Origin of the sequence: Natronomonas sp. EA1 (assembly GCF_051195035.1) — an archaeon.
Classification (GTDB): Archaea; Halobacteriota; Halobacteria; order Halobacteriales; family Haloarculaceae; genus JBNTJV01.
Genome location: NZ_JBNTJV010000001.1, coordinates 946,848 through 961,666, shown reverse-complemented (window position 1 = coordinate 961,666; position 14,819 = coordinate 946,848). Strand labels below are relative to the sequence as shown.

The following is a 14,819-nucleotide window of genomic DNA, read 5'->3' as shown; positions in this document are numbered from 1 at the left end:
GGGGGATAAGAAAGGTTGTGTTCCCGGTCGGTCGGGAGCGGAAAATCCGGGTCGGAGGGCGGGCTCTACGGGGCGCTATGCGGGCGGTCGACGCGGGTGGACTACGCTTTCTCGTCCTCGTCGTCAGCGTCGGCCGGGGGTTCGTCGGCAGCCTCGCTCTCCTCGGCGCTCTCCTCGGCGTCCGCGGCGATGGCGACGCCGGAGTCGGACTCGTCGATCTCCTCGGTCGCGTCGGCGAAGTCCTCCTCGTCGTACTCCGATTCGATCTCGGCGTCCGCGAAGGCCGCCTGCGGCTCCGCGAACTCCGCGGGCTCCTCCTCGAGCTCCTTCTCGGCGTTCGAGATGGCTCGCGCAGAGTAGTACGAGAGGATACCCAGCGCGACGAACATCACGAGCATGATGGTGAACTGCAGGGCGGTCTGGACGGGCGCCGACCCGAACGGGTTCAGGACCACGAACACCAGCATGAAAAACAGGATGATGCCCAGCGGGATGGCGTTGACCACCAGGTCCAGCAGGGTCTCCCGGTCGAACGTACTCGATGACATTGCGTGTCCGTTTGGATACCGGAACTAAGAGAGTATTGGTTCCAGCCGGCTACTGGTTCGCACCGACGGGGGGGTCCGCGAGCGAGGTCAGGCCGACGACGCTCACGGCGGCGGTGAACACGCCCGCGAGCACGATGGAGATACCCCGCAGGACGACGGTGTTCTCGCTCGACACGGTGCCGACCCACGCGGCGACGGTCTGGGCGTCGAGCTGGCTGGCCACCACGCCGAGGCCGATGAGGACGAACAGCCCGCCCATCCCCGTGAGGAGCTTCCAGGGAGTCTCGACGTAGCCCGCCTCGTGGACGATGCCGGCGACGCTGCCCGCGAACAGGAGCAGTCCCAGTACGGCGACCGGATAGAGGCCCATGAACACGCCGACCTCGCTGATGGCGAGTCCCAGCGCGACGAAGATGGGCCACGCACTGGCCCGTTTCGGTTCGGCTTCGCTCATGTGCGGGCGTAGGAGTCGTCGGACAAAGACCCGTCGGTCGCGGTCAGCTCAGAGCTGGAAGGCGTACAAAAGCAGGAAGCCGAAGTAGAGCACCACGAGCGCGCCGATGGCCTTGTACCGGAAGAGACGGAGGTCGGCCTCCTCCCCTTCGAGCGCGTCGGCGTAGGCGTCCGCCTCGCCGGGGGTGAGCCGATGCTCGTGGTCGATGCCGAGATGGAGGTCGCGCCAGTCGCGTTCGGCGAAGCGTCGGTCGCAGTACGGGCAATCGTGGGGGCCGTCTGTGTCCTCGGGGTCGGCAGGGTGGTGCTCGAGCATGGTCAGATGTAGGGGGGTGCCGCGTACGGTCGGGAGACGATCCACAGCGAGGTCATCGTGTACAGCACCATCACGAGCGTGAGCGCGTACTGGCTCCGCACGGCCTGCAGTCTGGATGGAAACAGCTCGTAGGCGACGGCGTGGGCGACCCAGACCGCGAGCAGGTGTCCCAGCAGGACGAACGCGAGCGCGAGACCGGGGAGCCAGCCGGGGAGGACGAGTACCATCGCGGGTGCGGGCGAGAGCGGGTCCGCGAGCGCCCCCGCGAGCGCGGGCGAGAGCGTGAGGAAGTAGCCCAGGTAGTGCGCGAGGTGGTAGCCCGCGGCGATAGCGAGCAGGGAGGGGGCAAAGCGTCGCGAGAGGGTGGCCTCGTCGAGGTACGTCCGCGCGTGCCGCTTCCCGTAGCGTGCCGAGAGCCGGTAGGCGCCGAGAAAGAGCCCGTAGCCCGCGAGCAGGGCGGCCGGGTAGAGCACGGGCGCGGGAATCCCAACGCCCCCCACCGCGGCGCGCGCGAAGTCGGCCCACGGCGGGGTCGCCACGAGTCCGTCGTAGGTCGTCACCCACAGCAGCGCGACGACGAACGCGACCTCGCTCTCGTCGGCGAGCGTGTCGTCGGTGAGCCCTGCGCCCGGCAGCCTGAGTCGGAGGCCGTCGTCCCACGTGAGCGGGGCGACCATCCCGTACAGCCGGAAGACGCGGGAGACGGGGTCCGCGCGCTCGAACCACGCGTCCCCGAAGACGACGAATCCGAGGAGCGTGCCGAGGGTGTACACCGCGACCACGAGCGCGAGCAGCCGCGGGTCGTCGGCCAGCGGGCTCACGACCTCCAGCCAGATGAGCGCGAGCAGTCCCACGACGGAGGGCCACGCGCCGTAGGTGTACGCCCGGTCGAGCGTCGGCAGCCCTCGCGCGAGCGTCCGCCAGGGGTTCAGGAGGGGCCACGCGTTGCCGAACAGGTAGGTCGTCATCGCGAAGCCGGCCCACCAGCCGCCCCAGACGAGCAGGACGGCGAGGTTCCGCAGGGGGTCGGCGGGGCCGACCGCACCGATGGTGACGGTCGCGAACAGGCCGACGACGCCGAGCGCCCGCACCCCGAGCCCGAGCGCGTCGCGGGCGGGTACCCGGAGTTCGACCGTGACCTCGTGGATGTACTCGAGGAAGGCCCGGTCGGTGGCGAACGACGCGAGGAGGAAGGAGGCCCCCACGACCCCGCCGCCAGTGGCGAGGAAGAGCCACGTCGGGACGGCGAGCCCCCGACCGGCCGCGCCGGCGATGGAGCCGCCGTGGGCGAGGGCCGTGGAGGCGCAAAGCGGGAGCGAGACGAGCGCGAGGAGCGCGCGTCGGCGGAACGTCATCGCCACGGCTTGGGAGTCCGGAAAGGTGTACCTGTCGAATCGGGGGCAAGGGGCGCGTGGATAGGTGGGTTTTTGATAGCCGAGTGGTAACCGCGGGGTATGAGCCACGCTGAAGAAAGCGAGGACCACGGACACCACCTCCCGGCCGTGGAGGACTGGCCCAAGGGGTTCGGTGAGGCCTCCTGGTGGCCCTTCATCACGGCGCTCGGTGGTGCGGGCTTCTACATCGGAGCCGCCCTGTACGTCCTGTCGACCGGAGAGAACCCCGTCGTCTCGGCCGTCTACGGCCCGGCGGTGTTCATCGCGAGTACGTTCGTCTTCCTGACCGGCCTCTACGGCTGGCTGTACCACGCCTTCGTCAAGGCCTACTGGTCCGCCGACAGTCACGGTGGCGTCGGCCTGAAACTCGGGATGTTGGCCTTCCTCGGATCGGAGGTCGCCACCTTCGGGGCCGGCTTCGTCTACTACTTCTTCATCCGTTCAGGGGCGTGGGAGAATCTCCCGCATCTCGTCGAGAGCGGGAACGTCCTCTCCAGTCTCGTCATCGTCAACACCGTCATCCTGATCCTCTCCTCGTTCACTCTCCACTACGCGCACGTCGCGCTCCGGGAGAACGACCGCGGTCGCTTCCTCGGGCTGCTCGCCGTCACGCTCCTGCTGGGTGTCGTCTTCCTCGGCGGGCAGGTGCTGGAGTACTACGAGTTCATCGTCCACGAGAACTTCACGCTCATCGGCGGCGCGTACAACAGCGCCTTCTACGGTCTGACGGGCCTCCACGGCCTCCACGTCACCCTCGGTGCCGTGCTGCTTCTCATCGTGTTCGTCCGCGCGCTCTACGGGCAGTACAGCGCGGAGAACCACACCTCCGTCACGACCGTCTCGATGTACTGGCACTTCGTCGACGTCGTCTGGGTGTTCCTCGTCGTCGTGCTGTACGGCGGTGCGGTCATCAACGTCTGAGCGGGTACTCGTTTTTGTTTCTCCTCCCTCGCGAGCTGCAGCGTCGTCGACATCGGTCCCTCCACGGCTGAGAGGGGCGTGTCGGGGCAAGACCCATTACGCTCCGACGGAACACGGCGTGCATGTCCCGCCACCCCGCAGCATACGTTCTCGTCGGCACCCTCGTCTCGGCAGTCCTCTTCGGGGTGCCCGGTGGCCCGGCGCTGGGCGGTGGCCTCGCGAGCTATCTCGACGGTCGGACGCTCGAACGAGGCGTGGCTCTCGGCGCACTGGTCGGGGCCGCCTCCGCCGTCGTCGTCGCACTCCTCTACGCGACCGTCGTCGTCGCGCTCATCCAGCCCGGGGTCGCCCGACCGATTCTCCCCACCGACCTCACGACGACGTTCCTCCTGCTGGTGCTCGGATACGGCCTCGTCGTGGGGGCCGTCGGTGGTCTCGTCGGCTCTCACCTCCCGGCCCGGCGAGGGGTGTAACGCGTCTCCTGCCAGCCCTCGCTCGTCCTCGGTCGTCGCCTGACTCGGGCGGCATCCGACTCCACGCGAGCACTCGGGATACGAACGCGTGTCCGTCAGGAGTGACCCACGCGGCGCGGTCGGTCGCGACGCTACGACCCACCACGACGACCACGCGAGCCGCACGGCTCACGGACAGGCGGGGTAGCAGAGAAAAATCGGAAACGAACGGACGTTACTCTTCCTGCATCGACTGCTTCTGCTCGTCGAGCCAGGTCTGGTACTCCTCCTGGGAGACGACTTTCACCTTGCCGAGCATGCCGGAGTGACCGACACCACAGTACTCGGCGCAGTAGAGCTGGTAGGTGCCCTGCTTGTAGACCACGGTCTTGATGGTGTTGTACTTCCCGGGGAAGGCGTCCTGCTTCAGGCCCAGGTCGGGAACGTGGACCGCGTGGAGCCAGTCTTTCGAGGTGACGTGGAGATATACGGTCCGGTTCGCGGGTATCACCATCGTCTCTTGCGTGGAGACGTACCGCGACTCGTTGCCGTTGACGACCTCGTTCGGGTAGTTGAACACCCAGAAGTACTTCTGGGCGACGACTTCGACCTGGACGGCGTTCTCACCGGGGTTCGGACCGATTGCGCCCTCGTATTCGAGCGTCGTGGCGGCCGGGCCGGCGTCGGGGTTGGTCGCGGCGGTGACGCCACCGATGGCGGAGACGCCGAGCACCTGGTAGGAGGCGAACCCGACGAACAGCAGGATGATGGCGGTGGCGACGGTCCACGTGATCTCCAGCCGGCGGTTCTCCTGCGTGGGTTTCGCCTCGTCGCTCTTGGCGAACCGGTAGACCGTGTAGACCAGAATCAGCTCGACGAGGATGGTGATGGGGATGGCAACGTACAGCAGCTTGATGTTGAGCCCCCGGATGAGCTCCTCGTTGAGGGAGGTCTGCGCGGCGACGGGCTCCACGGCCAGCGCGAGCAGCGCGAGCAGGGGAGCCACCCACACGGCGATACGCTTTCCTGTCATTGTTCGCGCTTAGGAGTTGGGCCACAAATACCTACTGAATCCTGCACGCGGGTGCGAAAGCGCGGGGCCTAAGTACACCCGCTCCGAGGATTCGACTAGGGATTATCGTGTCTCGGCCCACCTTCACCACGCTGCTTGCGGGCGCCGTCGTCGGCGTCTACCTCCTCGTCGTGGCGGGCGCGACCGCGACCATCGCGGACGCCGCCGCCGCGTGTGGGGGCTGGCCGCTGTGTGACGGGTCGCTGACGGCGTCGACGGCTATCGCGCTGGGTCACCGCGCGTTGGCCGCCGTCGTCGGCCTACTCGTCGTCGCCACGGCCGTCGTCGGCTGGCGCGACACCACTCGTCGGGTCCGAGGCGCACTCGCCGTCGCCATCGCGCTCTATCCGGTGCAGGTCGCCGTCGGCGGCCTCGTCGCCACCGGGGCGAGCGTGCCGGGGCTCCACCTGCTCGTCGCGACGGGCATCTTCGCGAGCCTCACGCTCGCGCTCGCCTGGCATCTCGAAGCCGAGACCGGCACGGACGACACGGGTGAGGTCCCCGACCGGGACCTCCCGCCGATCGAGGAGGGGCCGAAAGCCCCGATGCCGACCGGCCTCGCCCGCGCGAAGGCGACCGCGTGGGCCTACTTCCAGCTGATGAAACCGCGGCTCATGTGGCTGCTCGCGCTCGTCGCCTCCGCGGGGATGGCGCTCGCCGCCGGCCCCGGCCTGCCCATCGACACCGTCGTTGCCACGCTCGGTGGCGGGGTCCTCGCCATCGGCGCGTCGGGGACGTTCAACCACGTGCTCGAACGCGACGTGGACCAGCGGATGGAGCGCACGAGCGACCGCCCGCTCGCGACGTATCAGGTTCCCGTGAAGAACGCTGTCGTCTTCGGGCTCTCGCTCGCGGCACTCTCGCTCGTCGCGTTCCTGCAGGTGAACACCCTCGCCGCCGTGTTAGGGCTCGTCGCCATCGTCTTCTACTCCGTCATCTACACCCTCGTCCTGAAGCCGAACACCGTCCAGAACACCGTCATCGGTGGGGCCGCGGGCGCGCTGCCCGCCCTCATCGGCTGGGCCGCGGTGACGGGTGAGATCGGCGTTCCGGGCCTCGCGCTCGCCGGCGTCATCTTCCTGTGGACGCCCGCGCACTTCTACAACCTCGCGCTGGCGTACAAAGAGGACTACGCGAAAGGTGGGTTCCCGATGATGCCCGTCGTCCGCGGGGAGACGGAGACCCGGAAACACGTCCTGCTCCACCTCGGGGCGACGCTGCTCGGGGCGAGCGCGCTCGCCGCGGTGACGGATCTCGGCTGGCTCTACGGCGCGACGACCGTCTCCCTCGGCGCGGTGTTCCTCTGGACGGTCATCCGCCTCCACCACGAGCGCGACGAGGGGGCCGCGTTCCGGGCGTTCCACGCCTCGAACGCCTACCTGGGCCTGCTGCTGCTCGCCATCGTCGTCGACTCGCTCGCGGTATGAGTCGACTCGCTCGCGGTATGATTCGCCCCTCGAAACGCACCCTGCTCTGGGGTGCGCTCATCGTCAACGCCGAACTCCTGATCACGCTCGCGTACTACGCCGTGACGAGCGTCCCCGGCACGCTCCGATACGCACTCCTGACGCTCTACCCGTGGGTCTGGCTCAACGCCTCGCTGTGGGTGTACGTTCGCGTCCGCGCGCCCGACGCCCCCACCCATCGACGCGTCCTCGCGGGTACGCTCGCCGGCGGCTACTTCCTCCTGCTCTGTTACGTCGGGGGCGTCCTCCTCCCCGGCATCGGCGACCGCGCGACGGGGCTGCGACTCGTCGGGCTGACCCTCCCGCCGGGGTTCGCACCCGCGCTGCTCTACTCCGGGCAAGCGGTCGTTCTCAACCTCATCCCGTTCAAGCTCGTGGGGTATCTCACCCTCGCGTATCTCATTTATGGCACCGTCCTCGACGTGTCGGGGAGCGCCGTTGCGGGCGTCGTCGGTCTCTTCTCGTGTGTCTCCTGCTCGCTCCCGATCATCGCCGCCATCGTCTCGGGTATCGCCGGGAGTGGGACGGCCATCGCGACCGCGGCGACGGGCCAGTCGTACGGCCTCTCGACCGTCGTCTTCCTGTTCACGGTCGCGGTGCTCGTCTGGCAGCCCGACTGGTCCGACCTCGCGCGACTCCGAGCGCTCGCGCAGGGTTGATTCGCCAGCGGCACGAACAGTGGGTATGAAGATCGAGATCGAGTACTGCGTGCCGTGTGGTTTCCTTCCCCGAACGATGACGCTGAGCGAGAAGCTCCTCCGAAGCTTCGGGCAGAAACTCGACGAGGTGGCGATCGTCACGGGCGACCACGGCGTCTTCGAGGTCCGGGGGGACGGTGAGGTGCTGTTCGACATCGCGGAGGACGAGTACGACGTCGACGAGATCGTCCGGCGCGTGAAACGCGCGCTGTAGGCGCGTCGGAATCGAGAAGCCTTTTCGCCCGCCCCGCTTGGAGTCGAGGTATGGTCATTCGTGCCGCGAACGTCCGCCGATCGTACGGCGAGACGGTCGCCCTCGACGGCGTCTCCCTCGAGATCGACGCGGGGGAGGTGGTCGCGCTCATCGGCCCGAACGGCGCGGGCAAGACGACGCTCATCCGCGCGCTCACCGGGACGACGCGCGCGGAGGGCGACATCGAGGTCTTCGGGACGGCTCCCGACGCCGTCGACCCGCAGCGGATCGGGCTGCTCCCGCAGGAGTTCGACCCCGCGGAACGGCTCACCGCCCGCGAGCTCATCGACTACTACGGCGGGCTCTACGACCACGCCCGGGACACCGAGACGGTGCTCGCAGACGTGGGGCTCTCCGAGCGCGCCGACACCTACTACGAGCATCTCTCGGGGGGCCAGAAGCGCCGGGTCTGTGTCGGCACCGCGCTCGTGAACGACCCCGACCTGCTGTTCCTGGACGAGCCCACGACGGGTATCGACCCCGTCGGCCGCCGTGACGTCTGGCAGCTCGTCGAGGAGCTCGCCGCCGCGGGGACGACCGTCGTGCTCACTACTCATTATATGCAGGAGGCCGAGCGGCTCGCCGACCGCGTGGGCCTGCTCGCCGACGGGGAGCTCGTCGCCGTCGACGCCCCCGAGCGACTCGTCGCCGACCACGGGGGCACCCCACGGCTGGAGATCGAGGCCCGCGACCCGGACCCCGTGGCGAACGCCCTGCTCTCCGCGGGCTACGAGCTGGTGCCCGACACCCGGACGGTTGTGGTCCACGACATCGCCCCCGAGGCCATCGGTGGCGTCACCGAGGTGCTCGCGGACGCCGAGGTGGAGTACGGCGCGCTCTCGTGGCGCGGCCCCGACCTCGAAACGGTCTACCTGAACCTCACCGGGCTGGACGTGGACGAGCGTGGCGAGGCCGTGGAGGTGCCGACGTGAGCTTCCCCACCCGCGTCGCCACGGAGACCCGGGCCGCGGCGAAGGCGTTCCTCCGCCGGCGGACGGCGGTGTTCTTCACGTTCTTCTTCCCGGCCATCCTCATCCTCATCTTCGGCGCGCTGGTCCAGACCCAGCCGACGGGCGGGGGGCTGTTCACCGAACCGCCGGCGTACTACATCCCCGGCTACCTCGCCGTCGTCGTCCTGTTCACCCCGCTGTCGCGGGTTGGCAGCGAGGTCGCGCGCCACCGCGCTGGCAACCGCTTCGAGAAGCTCGCGACGACCCCGCTGCGCCGCTGGGAGTGGCTGCTCGGCCAGACGCTCGTGAACGTCGGCATCATCGGCTCGGCGGGGCTGCTCATCCTCCTGTTGACCGTCCTCGTCACGGGTGCGGGGCTCCCGCTCACGGTCGAGACGCTACTGCTCGTCCCCTACATCGCGGTCGGCGTGACGCTGTTCTGTGGCGTCGGCGCCATCCTCGGCCGGGTCGCGGACTCACAGGACGGCGTCGTCGCCGCCTCGAACGGCATCGCGCTCCCTCTGTTGTTCCTCTCCGATACGTTCGTTCCGCCCGCGCTGCTCCCCGAGTGGTTCCCGTTCTGGCTCTCGCCGCTCACCTACTTCGCCCGCGGCGTCCGCCAGATCGTCATGCCGGCGGGGCTCGACACGGCGAGCGTCGCGGACCCCCTCACGTCGCTTCTCGTCCTCACGGCGCTCGCCGCGGCGTTCTTCCTCGTCGGCGCGCTCGCGCTCCCGCGCACCGACTGAGCCATCTCCTCGCGGCGCCTTTCTCTCGCTATGGAACGCCGAGCCGATGTCGTCATCGTGGGGGCCGGTCCCGGCGGGTGCACCCTCGCCGCCCTCCTCGCCCGTAGCGGGGTGGATGTAGCCCTGCTGGAACGCCACCGTGACCTCTCACGGGAGTTCCGAGGGTATCTGTTCCAGCCGTTCGCCTGCCGGCTGTTCGACGAACTGGGGCTGCTCGACTCGATTCGGGCGCTTCCGCACGCGACGGTGACGGAGCCGGCAGCCATCGTCTACGGCCGTCGCTACCCGATTTTCGACCTCGGGACGCTCCCGGACCCGTACGACTACGCCCTGCTGATGGAACAGCCCGCCCTTCTTCGATTACTTATCGAGGATGCGACCGACCACGGCGCACGGTTCTTCCCCGGGACGACGGTCCAGGACCTCGTCTACGAGGGGAACGCGGTGGTGGGCCTCCGCGCACTCGACCGCGTCCGCGGGGAGATAGACGAGTGGCGCGCCCGGCTCGTCGTCGGGGCCGACGGCCGGTACTCCACCGTCCGCGAGCGTGCCGGTATCGACGCTGGCCTCCTGCCCTCGAAGCTCGAACTCGTGTGGTTCAAACTCCCCGCCGCGGCGGTGGGCGAGAGCGCCATCTTCCGCGTGAACCGCGCCGGGACGCTCATCTACTTCGGTCTCGGTGCGGAGGAAGCGCAAGCCGGGTGGTTCATCGAGAAGGGTGGCTACCCCGCGCTCCGTGCGGGGGGGATCGCGGCCTTCCGCGACCGGCTCGCGGCCGTGGACCCGGCGCTGGAGCCGTATCTCGCGGACGCGCTTCCCGACTTCGGCGCCTGCTCGCTGCTCCACATCGAACCCGGACTCACCCCCGAGTGGACCCGTGACGGGCTTCTCCTGCTCGGTGACGCGGCGCACGTCGCCTCCCCCGTGGGCGGACAGGGGAACGGCCTCGCCGTCGGGGACGCGGTGGCCGCCCATCCGGTGATCGTCGACGCGCTCGGGCTCCGGGGCCCGCTCTCGGGGGAGCTACTCTCGCGGTACGAGGCCGTCCGCCGTCCGGAGATCAAGGCCGTCCTCGGGGCACAGCGGGCCGGCGAGCGCGCAATCACCGCCTTCCTGCTCGGCCGTGACCGGATTCCAGCCCCGCTCGAACGGGTGCTCCTTCGGGCCGTTCTCGCGAGCCTGCCCCGGATTCCGGGATTCCAGCGCGTCCGCGATCACTTCGCGCTCGGGGACCCCGACCTCCACGTCGCGCTGCCGAAAACGCCAGCGGTTTTTGCCCCCCACTCCCAGTCGGGGGTATGAAACTCGACTCGCTCCCGGCCCGCCCGCTCGAACTCTCGGAGCTCCGTGAGCTGGAGGGGACGGGACAGTTCACGACCGTCCTCCCCGTCGCGGTGTTCACGCTCCACGAGGCCGACTACAAGCTCGTCGCCGCGTTCGTCGCGGTGACGGAGAAGAAGGCCGTCGCCATCGGCTACGATACGGAGGAGGGGTGGACGAAGGTGGCGACGAACGACACGCCCGAGACGCAGGAGGAGCTGGAATCGGCCGCTCGCGGGCTCAACACCGTCCTGCGCGACTGGGCCCAGAAGACGAAACAACAGTGGGCGGACCCGGACGGGACGGGCGTCCTGCTCGAGGCCTTCCGACGTGACCGGGATTAGAACCCGGTCACGCGAACGAACTCGTAGCTGTAGACGTGGTTCAGCAGGATATACGCGAAGACACCGAGCGTCAGCGAGACGGACCAGACGACCACGGTCACGCGCCCGATCTTCGCGTGGGCGGTCTGTTTCACCTCGTCGGTCGCGTAGGTGAGCCCGACGATGACGTTGTAGAGGACGAGGGGGACGGACACCGCGGAGAGCACGATGTGGATCGCGAGCATCGCGAAGTAGAACAGCGCGGCCGTGTCCGGGCCGACGAACTCCTTGCGGCCGCCTCCTCCCGTCTTCAGGAGGTACAGCACGAGGAAGACCAGAATCAGGGTGAACGCCGTGAGCATCAGCGCGCGGTGTTTTCTGATGTCGCCCTGCCGGATGTAGTACCAGCCGGCGACGAGACAGCAGACGGTGACGCTGTTCACGACGGCGATGGCGTGGGAGAGGGCGTTCACGGTCGACTCGCCGATGGTCGGGTAGAAGTCGAACCCGACGTAGAGGGTGCCGATGACGAGCGTGTAGCCGACGACGGTGAGGAGGGCGGTGAGGACTCTGGGATGGTCTCTGACGAACCGGGGCGCGGTGGCCGTGGCCATGGACTGGCTTGGAACCGGCCCACAAAGGCCGTGTCGCTTTCGGGAGGGCGTGCCGGGGAGTCCGGGGCACAGGATTTACGCCGGTACCGGACGGATTACTGTCATGAAACTGGGGCTCATCTCCGATATCCACGCGAACCTCCCCGCGCTGGAGGCCGTCCTCGCGGATATGCCGACCGTCGACGAGCTCGTCTGTGCGGGGGACGTGGTCGGGTACAACCCCTGGCCCGGGGCGTGTGTCGACATCGTTCGCGAGCGGTGTTCGGCCGTCGTGCAGGGGAACCACGACCGGACCGTCTCCTCGCCCGAGCGGTACCGCCACAACGAGATGGCGTACGCCGGGCTTCGACACGCCCGCGAACAGCTCACCCCCGCCCAGCGCGAGTGGCTGGACGGCCTCCCGCGCACGCAGACGCTCTCGGGGAACGTGCTGCTGGTCCACGACCACCCGACCCAGCAGGACCGGTACGTCTACCCCCACTCCGTGCCGGGGCTGCGGACCCACATCGACTCGTACCGGGGGTGTGTGCTCGGCCACTCGCACGTGCAGTTCGCGGAACGGGTCGAGGGGCGGCTCGTCCTCAATCCGGGGAGCGTGGGCCAGCCACGCGACGGCGACCCCGAGGCGGCCTACGCCGTCCTCGACACCGACACCCTCGACGTGGACCTCCGGCGGGTCCCCTACGACGTCGACCGCGTGGTCCAGGCCATCGCGGACGCGGGGCTCCCCCACGACACCGGGGCCCGGCTCCGGCGGGGTGAGTAGAGGGATTGATACGCCCCGGCACTGTTTCCCGGAGTATGTCCAATTCGGCTTGCCGAAACACAACTATACCTGCATTTTCGCCCGACGGCTCCGTTAGAGTCAAACCGTCTGCCTCGAAATCACATACCATGAGTACGGACCAGCGGACCATTCGCTGTCTCGTCGCCAAGGTCGGCCTGGACGGCCACGACCGCGGCGCGCACGTCATCGCGCGGGCCTTCCGCGACGCGGGCTTCGAGGTCATCTACTCGGGGCTCCACAAGGCCCCCGACGAGATCGTGCAGGCAGCCGTCCAGGAGGACGTCGACGTCATCGGCGTCTCCATCCTCTCGGGCGCACACAACACCCTCGTCCCCAAGATCGTCAACGGGCTGAAGGAGTACGACGCGTTCGACGACACCCTGCTCATCGTCGGCGGTATCATCCCGGAGGAGGACCGCCCCGGGCTCAAGGAGATGGGCGTCGCCGGCATCTTCGGCCCCGGCGCGTCGATGGAGGAGACGGTCGAGTTCGTCCGCGAGAACGTCCCCGACCGCGAATGAGCGACCTCATCGACGACCTCCTCTCCGGCAAGCACCGGGCGCTCGCCCGCGTCATCACGAAGATCGAGAACCGCAGCCCCGGCTACCGCGACCTGGTGAGCGAACTCCACCAGCACACGGGCCACGCGGACATCATCGGCATCACCGGCTCCCCCGGCGCGGGCAAGTCGACGCTCGTCGACAAGATGGCGAAGATCTACCGAGACCGGGGCCAGACGGTCGGCATCATCGCCATCGATCCCTCCTCACCCTTCACCGGCGGGGCCGTCCTCGGCGACCGCATTCGGATGGCCTCCAACGTCGGCGACATGGACGTGTTCTTCCGGTCGATGTCCGCCCGCGGCACCCTGGGCGGGCTCTCCACCGCGACGACGGACGCGGTGAAGGCGCTCGACGCCTTCGGGAAGGACAAGATCATCATCGAAACCGTGGGCGCGGGGCAGAACGAGGTGGACATCGTCGGCACCGCCGACACCGTCTGCGTGCTCGTCCCGCCCTCCACCGGCGACGACGTGCAGATGCTGAAAGCCGGCATCCTCGAGATCGCGGACCTGTTCGTCGTCAACAAGGCCGACCTCGACGGTGCGGACCGGACGGTCAAGGAGCTCCGCGAGATGGTCCACATGCGCGACCGCTCCCTGCTCGGGGGGTCGGGCCACGGCCTCCGCGCCCGCGAGGGCGGCGACGAGGAGTGGGAACCCCCCATCGTCCAGACCGTCGCCCGGTCGGGCGAGGGCGTGGAGGCGTATCTCGACACGATTCAGGAGCATCGCGACTGGCTCGCCGAATCGGGGCGGCTCGAAGCCAAGGAACGCTCCCGCTACGCGGAAGAGATCCGCGCGCTCCTGCGGGAGGACACCGCGGCGCTCATCGAGGAGGAGGTCGAGGCCCGCGGCGGGCTCGAACCCTTCGTCGAGGCCGTCGTCGACCGCGAGACGGACCCCTACGCCGTCGCCGACGACATCGTCGGCCCCATCGCGGATTGCGTCGAAACCGACCGCGACGAATAGAGTCAAGCGTCCGCCACTCCTCTTTCCCCTATGAAGCTCCGGACCTTCCTGAGCGGTGCCGTCCTCGGCGCCGGTGCCCTCGCGGCGTACAACGACCGCGTCAGCGATCAGCCGTTCCCGACGCCGCTCGACCACGAGATGGCCACCTGGAAATGGCGTGGGTTCGACATCGCGTACACCGAGTTAGGTGACCCGAACGACCCCACGCTGCTCCTCTTCCACGGCATCAACGCCGCGGGGTCGTCCCACGAGTTCCGCTACGTCGCGGACTCGCTGGCCGACTCGTACCACGTCGTCGCCCCGGACCTGCCGGGGTTCGGCCACTCCGACCGACCGCCGCTCATGTACTCCGCGAGGCTCTACGTCACCTTCGTCCGCGATTTCCTCGCGCAGTACGACGACCCGACCGTCGTCGCCTCCTCGCTGACCGGGGCCTACGCCAGCGTCGCCGTCTCGGAAGCGGCCCTCGACGTGCGCGAACTCGTCCTGGTCTGTCCCACCGCGACGACCATCCCCGGCCAGCGGACGTGGCTCCGTGCCCTGCTCCGGACCCCGCTCGTGGGTGAGGGGCTCTACAACGCGCTCACCTCGAAGCGGGCCATCCGCTACTTCCTCAAAGACCACGGGTTCGCCGACGCCCGTCGCATCACCGAGGAGTGGGTCGCGTACGACTACGCGACGAGCCACCAGGAGGGCGCGCGCTACGCCCCCGCCTCGTTCGTCTCCGGGTATCTGGACCTCCCCGATACGGACCTCCGCGGGGTGCTCGCCGACCTGGATATCCCCATCCGCATCGTCTGGGGCGGCGCGGCACACCTCCCACCCGTCGAGACCGGGCGCGAACTCGCCGATTCGTGTGGTGGGGGGTTCGTCGTCATCGAGGACGCAGACCTCCTCCCGCACGCGGAGTTCCCCGGACAGTTCGTCACGCTGCTCACGGAGACGCGCGTGACGGCCTGACTCCCCCCTGTC

19 protein-coding genes are annotated in these 14,819 nt (G+C 68.7%); 13 read left to right on the top strand and 6 right to left on the bottom strand.

Annotated elements, in window-relative coordinates; translation table 11 throughout:
- Positions 1 to 101: 101 nt before the first annotated feature.
- The 4 genes from ACQUQR_RS05225 to ACQUQR_RS05210 are packed head-to-tail and all read right to left on the bottom strand — an operon-like array spanning position 102 to position 2,672.
- Entirely contained in the window at positions 102 to 548 is a 447-nt protein-coding gene (locus ACQUQR_RS05225; protein ID WP_435195315.1) for a DUF6684 family protein, read from the bottom strand.
- Between the two features lie 49 nt (positions 549 to 597).
- Positions 598 to 1,002: a DUF7541 family protein gene (locus ACQUQR_RS05220; RefSeq protein ID WP_435195313.1), complete on the bottom strand. Its 405-nt coding sequence runs from the start codon at positions 1,000 to 1,002 to the stop codon at positions 598 to 600.
- A gap of 48 nt (positions 1,003 to 1,050) precedes the next feature.
- On the bottom strand, positions 1,051 to 1,317 hold the full coding sequence (locus ACQUQR_RS05215; protein WP_435195312.1) for a DUF7410 domain-containing protein: 267 nt from the start codon (positions 1,315 to 1,317) through the stop codon (positions 1,051 to 1,053).
- 2 nt (positions 1,318 to 1,319) lie between these two features.
- Positions 1,320 to 2,672, bottom strand: coding sequence for a hypothetical protein (locus tag ACQUQR_RS05210; RefSeq protein WP_435195311.1), 1,353 nt, complete (start codon positions 2,670 to 2,672; stop codon positions 1,320 to 1,322).
- 99 nt (positions 2,673 to 2,771) lie between these two features.
- Here ACQUQR_RS05210 and ACQUQR_RS05205 point away from each other — a divergent pair, with 99 nt between their 5' ends.
- Together ACQUQR_RS05205 and ACQUQR_RS05200 are read left to right on the top strand one after the other, a co-directional pair.
- Positions 2,772 to 3,632: a cytochrome c oxidase subunit 3 gene (locus ACQUQR_RS05205; protein WP_435195309.1), complete on the top strand. Its 861-nt coding sequence runs from the start codon at positions 2,772 to 2,774 to the stop codon at positions 3,630 to 3,632.
- A gap of 122 nt (positions 3,633 to 3,754) precedes the next feature.
- Complete coding sequence (locus tag ACQUQR_RS05200; RefSeq protein WP_435195308.1) at positions 3,755 to 4,105, top strand: DUF5518 domain-containing protein; 351 nt, start codon at positions 3,755 to 3,757, stop codon at positions 4,103 to 4,105.
- A gap of 214 nt (positions 4,106 to 4,319) precedes the next feature.
- On the opposite strand, the gene coxB is transcribed toward ACQUQR_RS05200, so the two are convergent.
- Positions 4,320 to 5,117, bottom strand: coding sequence for a cytochrome c oxidase subunit II (coxB, locus tag ACQUQR_RS05195; protein WP_435195306.1), 798 nt, complete (start codon positions 5,115 to 5,117; stop codon positions 4,320 to 4,322).
- A gap of 104 nt (positions 5,118 to 5,221) precedes the next feature.
- On the opposite strand from coxB, the gene ACQUQR_RS05190 reads away from it, so the two are divergent.
- The 7 genes from ACQUQR_RS05190 to ACQUQR_RS05160 are packed head-to-tail and all read left to right on the top strand — an operon-like array spanning position 5,222 to position 10,936.
- Entirely contained in the window at positions 5,222 to 6,583 is a 1,362-nt protein-coding gene (locus tag ACQUQR_RS05190; protein WP_435195505.1) for a heme o synthase, read from the top strand.
- On the top strand, positions 6,580 to 7,281 hold the full coding sequence (locus ACQUQR_RS05185) for a DUF7546 family protein (protein ID WP_435195305.1): 702 nt from the start codon (positions 6,580 to 6,582) through the stop codon (positions 7,279 to 7,281). Before ACQUQR_RS05190 ends, ACQUQR_RS05185 begins: the two co-directional genes overlap by 4 nt.
- Positions 7,282 to 7,306: 25 nt before the next feature.
- The gene (locus tag ACQUQR_RS05180) at positions 7,307 to 7,534 is read left to right on the top strand and encodes a SelT/SelW/SelH family protein (RefSeq protein ID WP_435195303.1); all 228 of its coding nucleotides are present in this window, start codon (positions 7,307 to 7,309) and stop codon (positions 7,532 to 7,534) included.
- Between the two features lie 50 nt (positions 7,535 to 7,584).
- The gene (locus ACQUQR_RS05175; RefSeq protein WP_435195302.1) at positions 7,585 to 8,505 is read left to right on the top strand and encodes an ABC transporter ATP-binding protein; all 921 of its coding nucleotides are present in this window, start codon (positions 7,585 to 7,587) and stop codon (positions 8,503 to 8,505) included.
- A complete protein-coding gene (locus ACQUQR_RS05170; protein WP_435195300.1) occupies positions 8,502 to 9,272 on the top strand; it encodes an ABC transporter permease in 771 nt (256 codons plus the stop codon). Before ACQUQR_RS05175 ends, ACQUQR_RS05170 begins: the two co-directional genes overlap by 4 nt.
- Positions 9,273 to 9,302: 30 nt before the next feature.
- Positions 9,303 to 10,574, top strand: a complete 1,272-nt coding sequence (locus tag ACQUQR_RS05165) for an FAD-dependent monooxygenase (protein ID WP_435195299.1) — start codon at positions 9,303 to 9,305, stop codon at positions 10,572 to 10,574.
- Complete coding sequence (locus tag ACQUQR_RS05160; RefSeq protein WP_435195298.1) at positions 10,571 to 10,936, top strand: hypothetical protein; 366 nt, start codon at positions 10,571 to 10,573, stop codon at positions 10,934 to 10,936. The genes ACQUQR_RS05165 and ACQUQR_RS05160 overlap by 4 nt, the downstream gene beginning before the upstream one ends.
- Here the strand turns inward: ACQUQR_RS05160 and ACQUQR_RS05155 are convergent.
- Positions 10,933 to 11,529: a DUF420 domain-containing protein gene (locus tag ACQUQR_RS05155; RefSeq protein WP_435195297.1), complete on the bottom strand. Its 597-nt coding sequence runs from the start codon at positions 11,527 to 11,529 to the stop codon at positions 10,933 to 10,935. The genes ACQUQR_RS05160 and ACQUQR_RS05155 overlap by 4 nt on opposite strands.
- Before the next feature lie 103 nt (positions 11,530 to 11,632).
- Here ACQUQR_RS05155 and ACQUQR_RS05150 point away from each other — a divergent pair, with 103 nt between their 5' ends.
- From ACQUQR_RS05150 to ACQUQR_RS05135, 4 genes are all read left to right on the top strand, one after another.
- Positions 11,633 to 12,295 (top strand): metallophosphoesterase family protein, encoded by a 663-nt coding sequence (locus ACQUQR_RS05150; protein ID WP_435195295.1) that lies wholly within the window; start codon positions 11,633 to 11,635, stop codon positions 12,293 to 12,295.
- 128 nt (positions 12,296 to 12,423) lie between these two features.
- Positions 12,424 to 12,837 (top strand): cobalamin B12-binding domain-containing protein, encoded by a 414-nt coding sequence (locus tag ACQUQR_RS05145; RefSeq protein ID WP_435195294.1) that lies wholly within the window; start codon positions 12,424 to 12,426, stop codon positions 12,835 to 12,837.
- Positions 12,834 to 13,847 carry a methylmalonyl Co-A mutase-associated GTPase MeaB gene (gene meaB, locus ACQUQR_RS05140; RefSeq protein WP_435195293.1) on the top strand — a complete coding sequence of 338 codons (1,014 nt, stop codon included), beginning with the start codon at positions 12,834 to 12,836 and terminating at the stop codon, positions 13,845 to 13,847. The genes ACQUQR_RS05145 and meaB overlap by 4 nt, the downstream gene beginning before the upstream one ends.
- Positions 13,848 to 13,877: 30 nt before the next feature.
- Positions 13,878 to 14,807 (top strand): alpha/beta fold hydrolase, encoded by a 930-nt coding sequence (locus ACQUQR_RS05135; RefSeq protein WP_435195291.1) that lies wholly within the window; start codon positions 13,878 to 13,880, stop codon positions 14,805 to 14,807.
- Positions 14,808 to 14,819: the final 12 nt, after the last annotated feature.

Bases quoted from the DNA above. Each gene is read 5' to 3' on its own strand.
- ACQUQR_RS05225 (WP_435195315.1), bottom strand. From the start codon at position 548: ATGTCATCGAGTACGTTCGACCGGGAGACCCTGCTGGACCTGGTGGTC.
- ACQUQR_RS05220 (WP_435195313.1), bottom strand. From the start codon at position 1,002: ATGAGCGAAGCCGAACCGAAACGGGCCAGTGCGTGGCCCATCTTCGTC.
- ACQUQR_RS05215 (WP_435195312.1), bottom strand. From the start codon at position 1,317: ATGCTCGAGCACCACCCTGCCGACCCCGAGGACACAGACGGCCCCCAC.
- ACQUQR_RS05210 (WP_435195311.1), bottom strand. From the start codon at position 2,672: ATGACGTTCCGCCGACGCGCGCTCCTCGCGCTCGTCTCGCTCCCGCTT.
- ACQUQR_RS05205 (WP_435195309.1), top strand. From the start codon at position 2,772: ATGAGCCACGCTGAAGAAAGCGAGGACCACGGACACCACCTCCCGGCC.
- ACQUQR_RS05200 (WP_435195308.1), top strand. From the start codon at position 3,755: ATGTCCCGCCACCCCGCAGCATACGTTCTCGTCGGCACCCTCGTCTCG.
- coxB (WP_435195306.1), bottom strand. From the start codon at position 5,117: ATGACAGGAAAGCGTATCGCCGTGTGGGTGGCTCCCCTGCTCGCGCTG.
- ACQUQR_RS05185 (WP_435195305.1), top strand. From the start codon at position 6,580: ATGAGTCGACTCGCTCGCGGTATGATTCGCCCCTCGAAACGCACCCTG.
- ACQUQR_RS05180 (WP_435195303.1), top strand. From the start codon at position 7,307: ATGAAGATCGAGATCGAGTACTGCGTGCCGTGTGGTTTCCTTCCCCGA.
- ACQUQR_RS05175 (WP_435195302.1), top strand. From the start codon at position 7,585: ATGGTCATTCGTGCCGCGAACGTCCGCCGATCGTACGGCGAGACGGTC.
- ACQUQR_RS05165 (WP_435195299.1), top strand. From the start codon at position 9,303: ATGGAACGCCGAGCCGATGTCGTCATCGTGGGGGCCGGTCCCGGCGGG.
- ACQUQR_RS05160 (WP_435195298.1), top strand. From the start codon at position 10,571: ATGAAACTCGACTCGCTCCCGGCCCGCCCGCTCGAACTCTCGGAGCTC.
- ACQUQR_RS05155 (WP_435195297.1), bottom strand. From the start codon at position 11,529: ATGGCCACGGCCACCGCGCCCCGGTTCGTCAGAGACCATCCCAGAGTC.
- ACQUQR_RS05150 (WP_435195295.1), top strand. From the start codon at position 11,633: ATGAAACTGGGGCTCATCTCCGATATCCACGCGAACCTCCCCGCGCTG.
- ACQUQR_RS05145 (WP_435195294.1), top strand. From the start codon at position 12,424: ATGAGTACGGACCAGCGGACCATTCGCTGTCTCGTCGCCAAGGTCGGC.
- meaB (WP_435195293.1), top strand. From the start codon at position 12,834: ATGAGCGACCTCATCGACGACCTCCTCTCCGGCAAGCACCGGGCGCTC.
- ACQUQR_RS05135 (WP_435195291.1), top strand. From the start codon at position 13,878: ATGAAGCTCCGGACCTTCCTGAGCGGTGCCGTCCTCGGCGCCGGTGCC.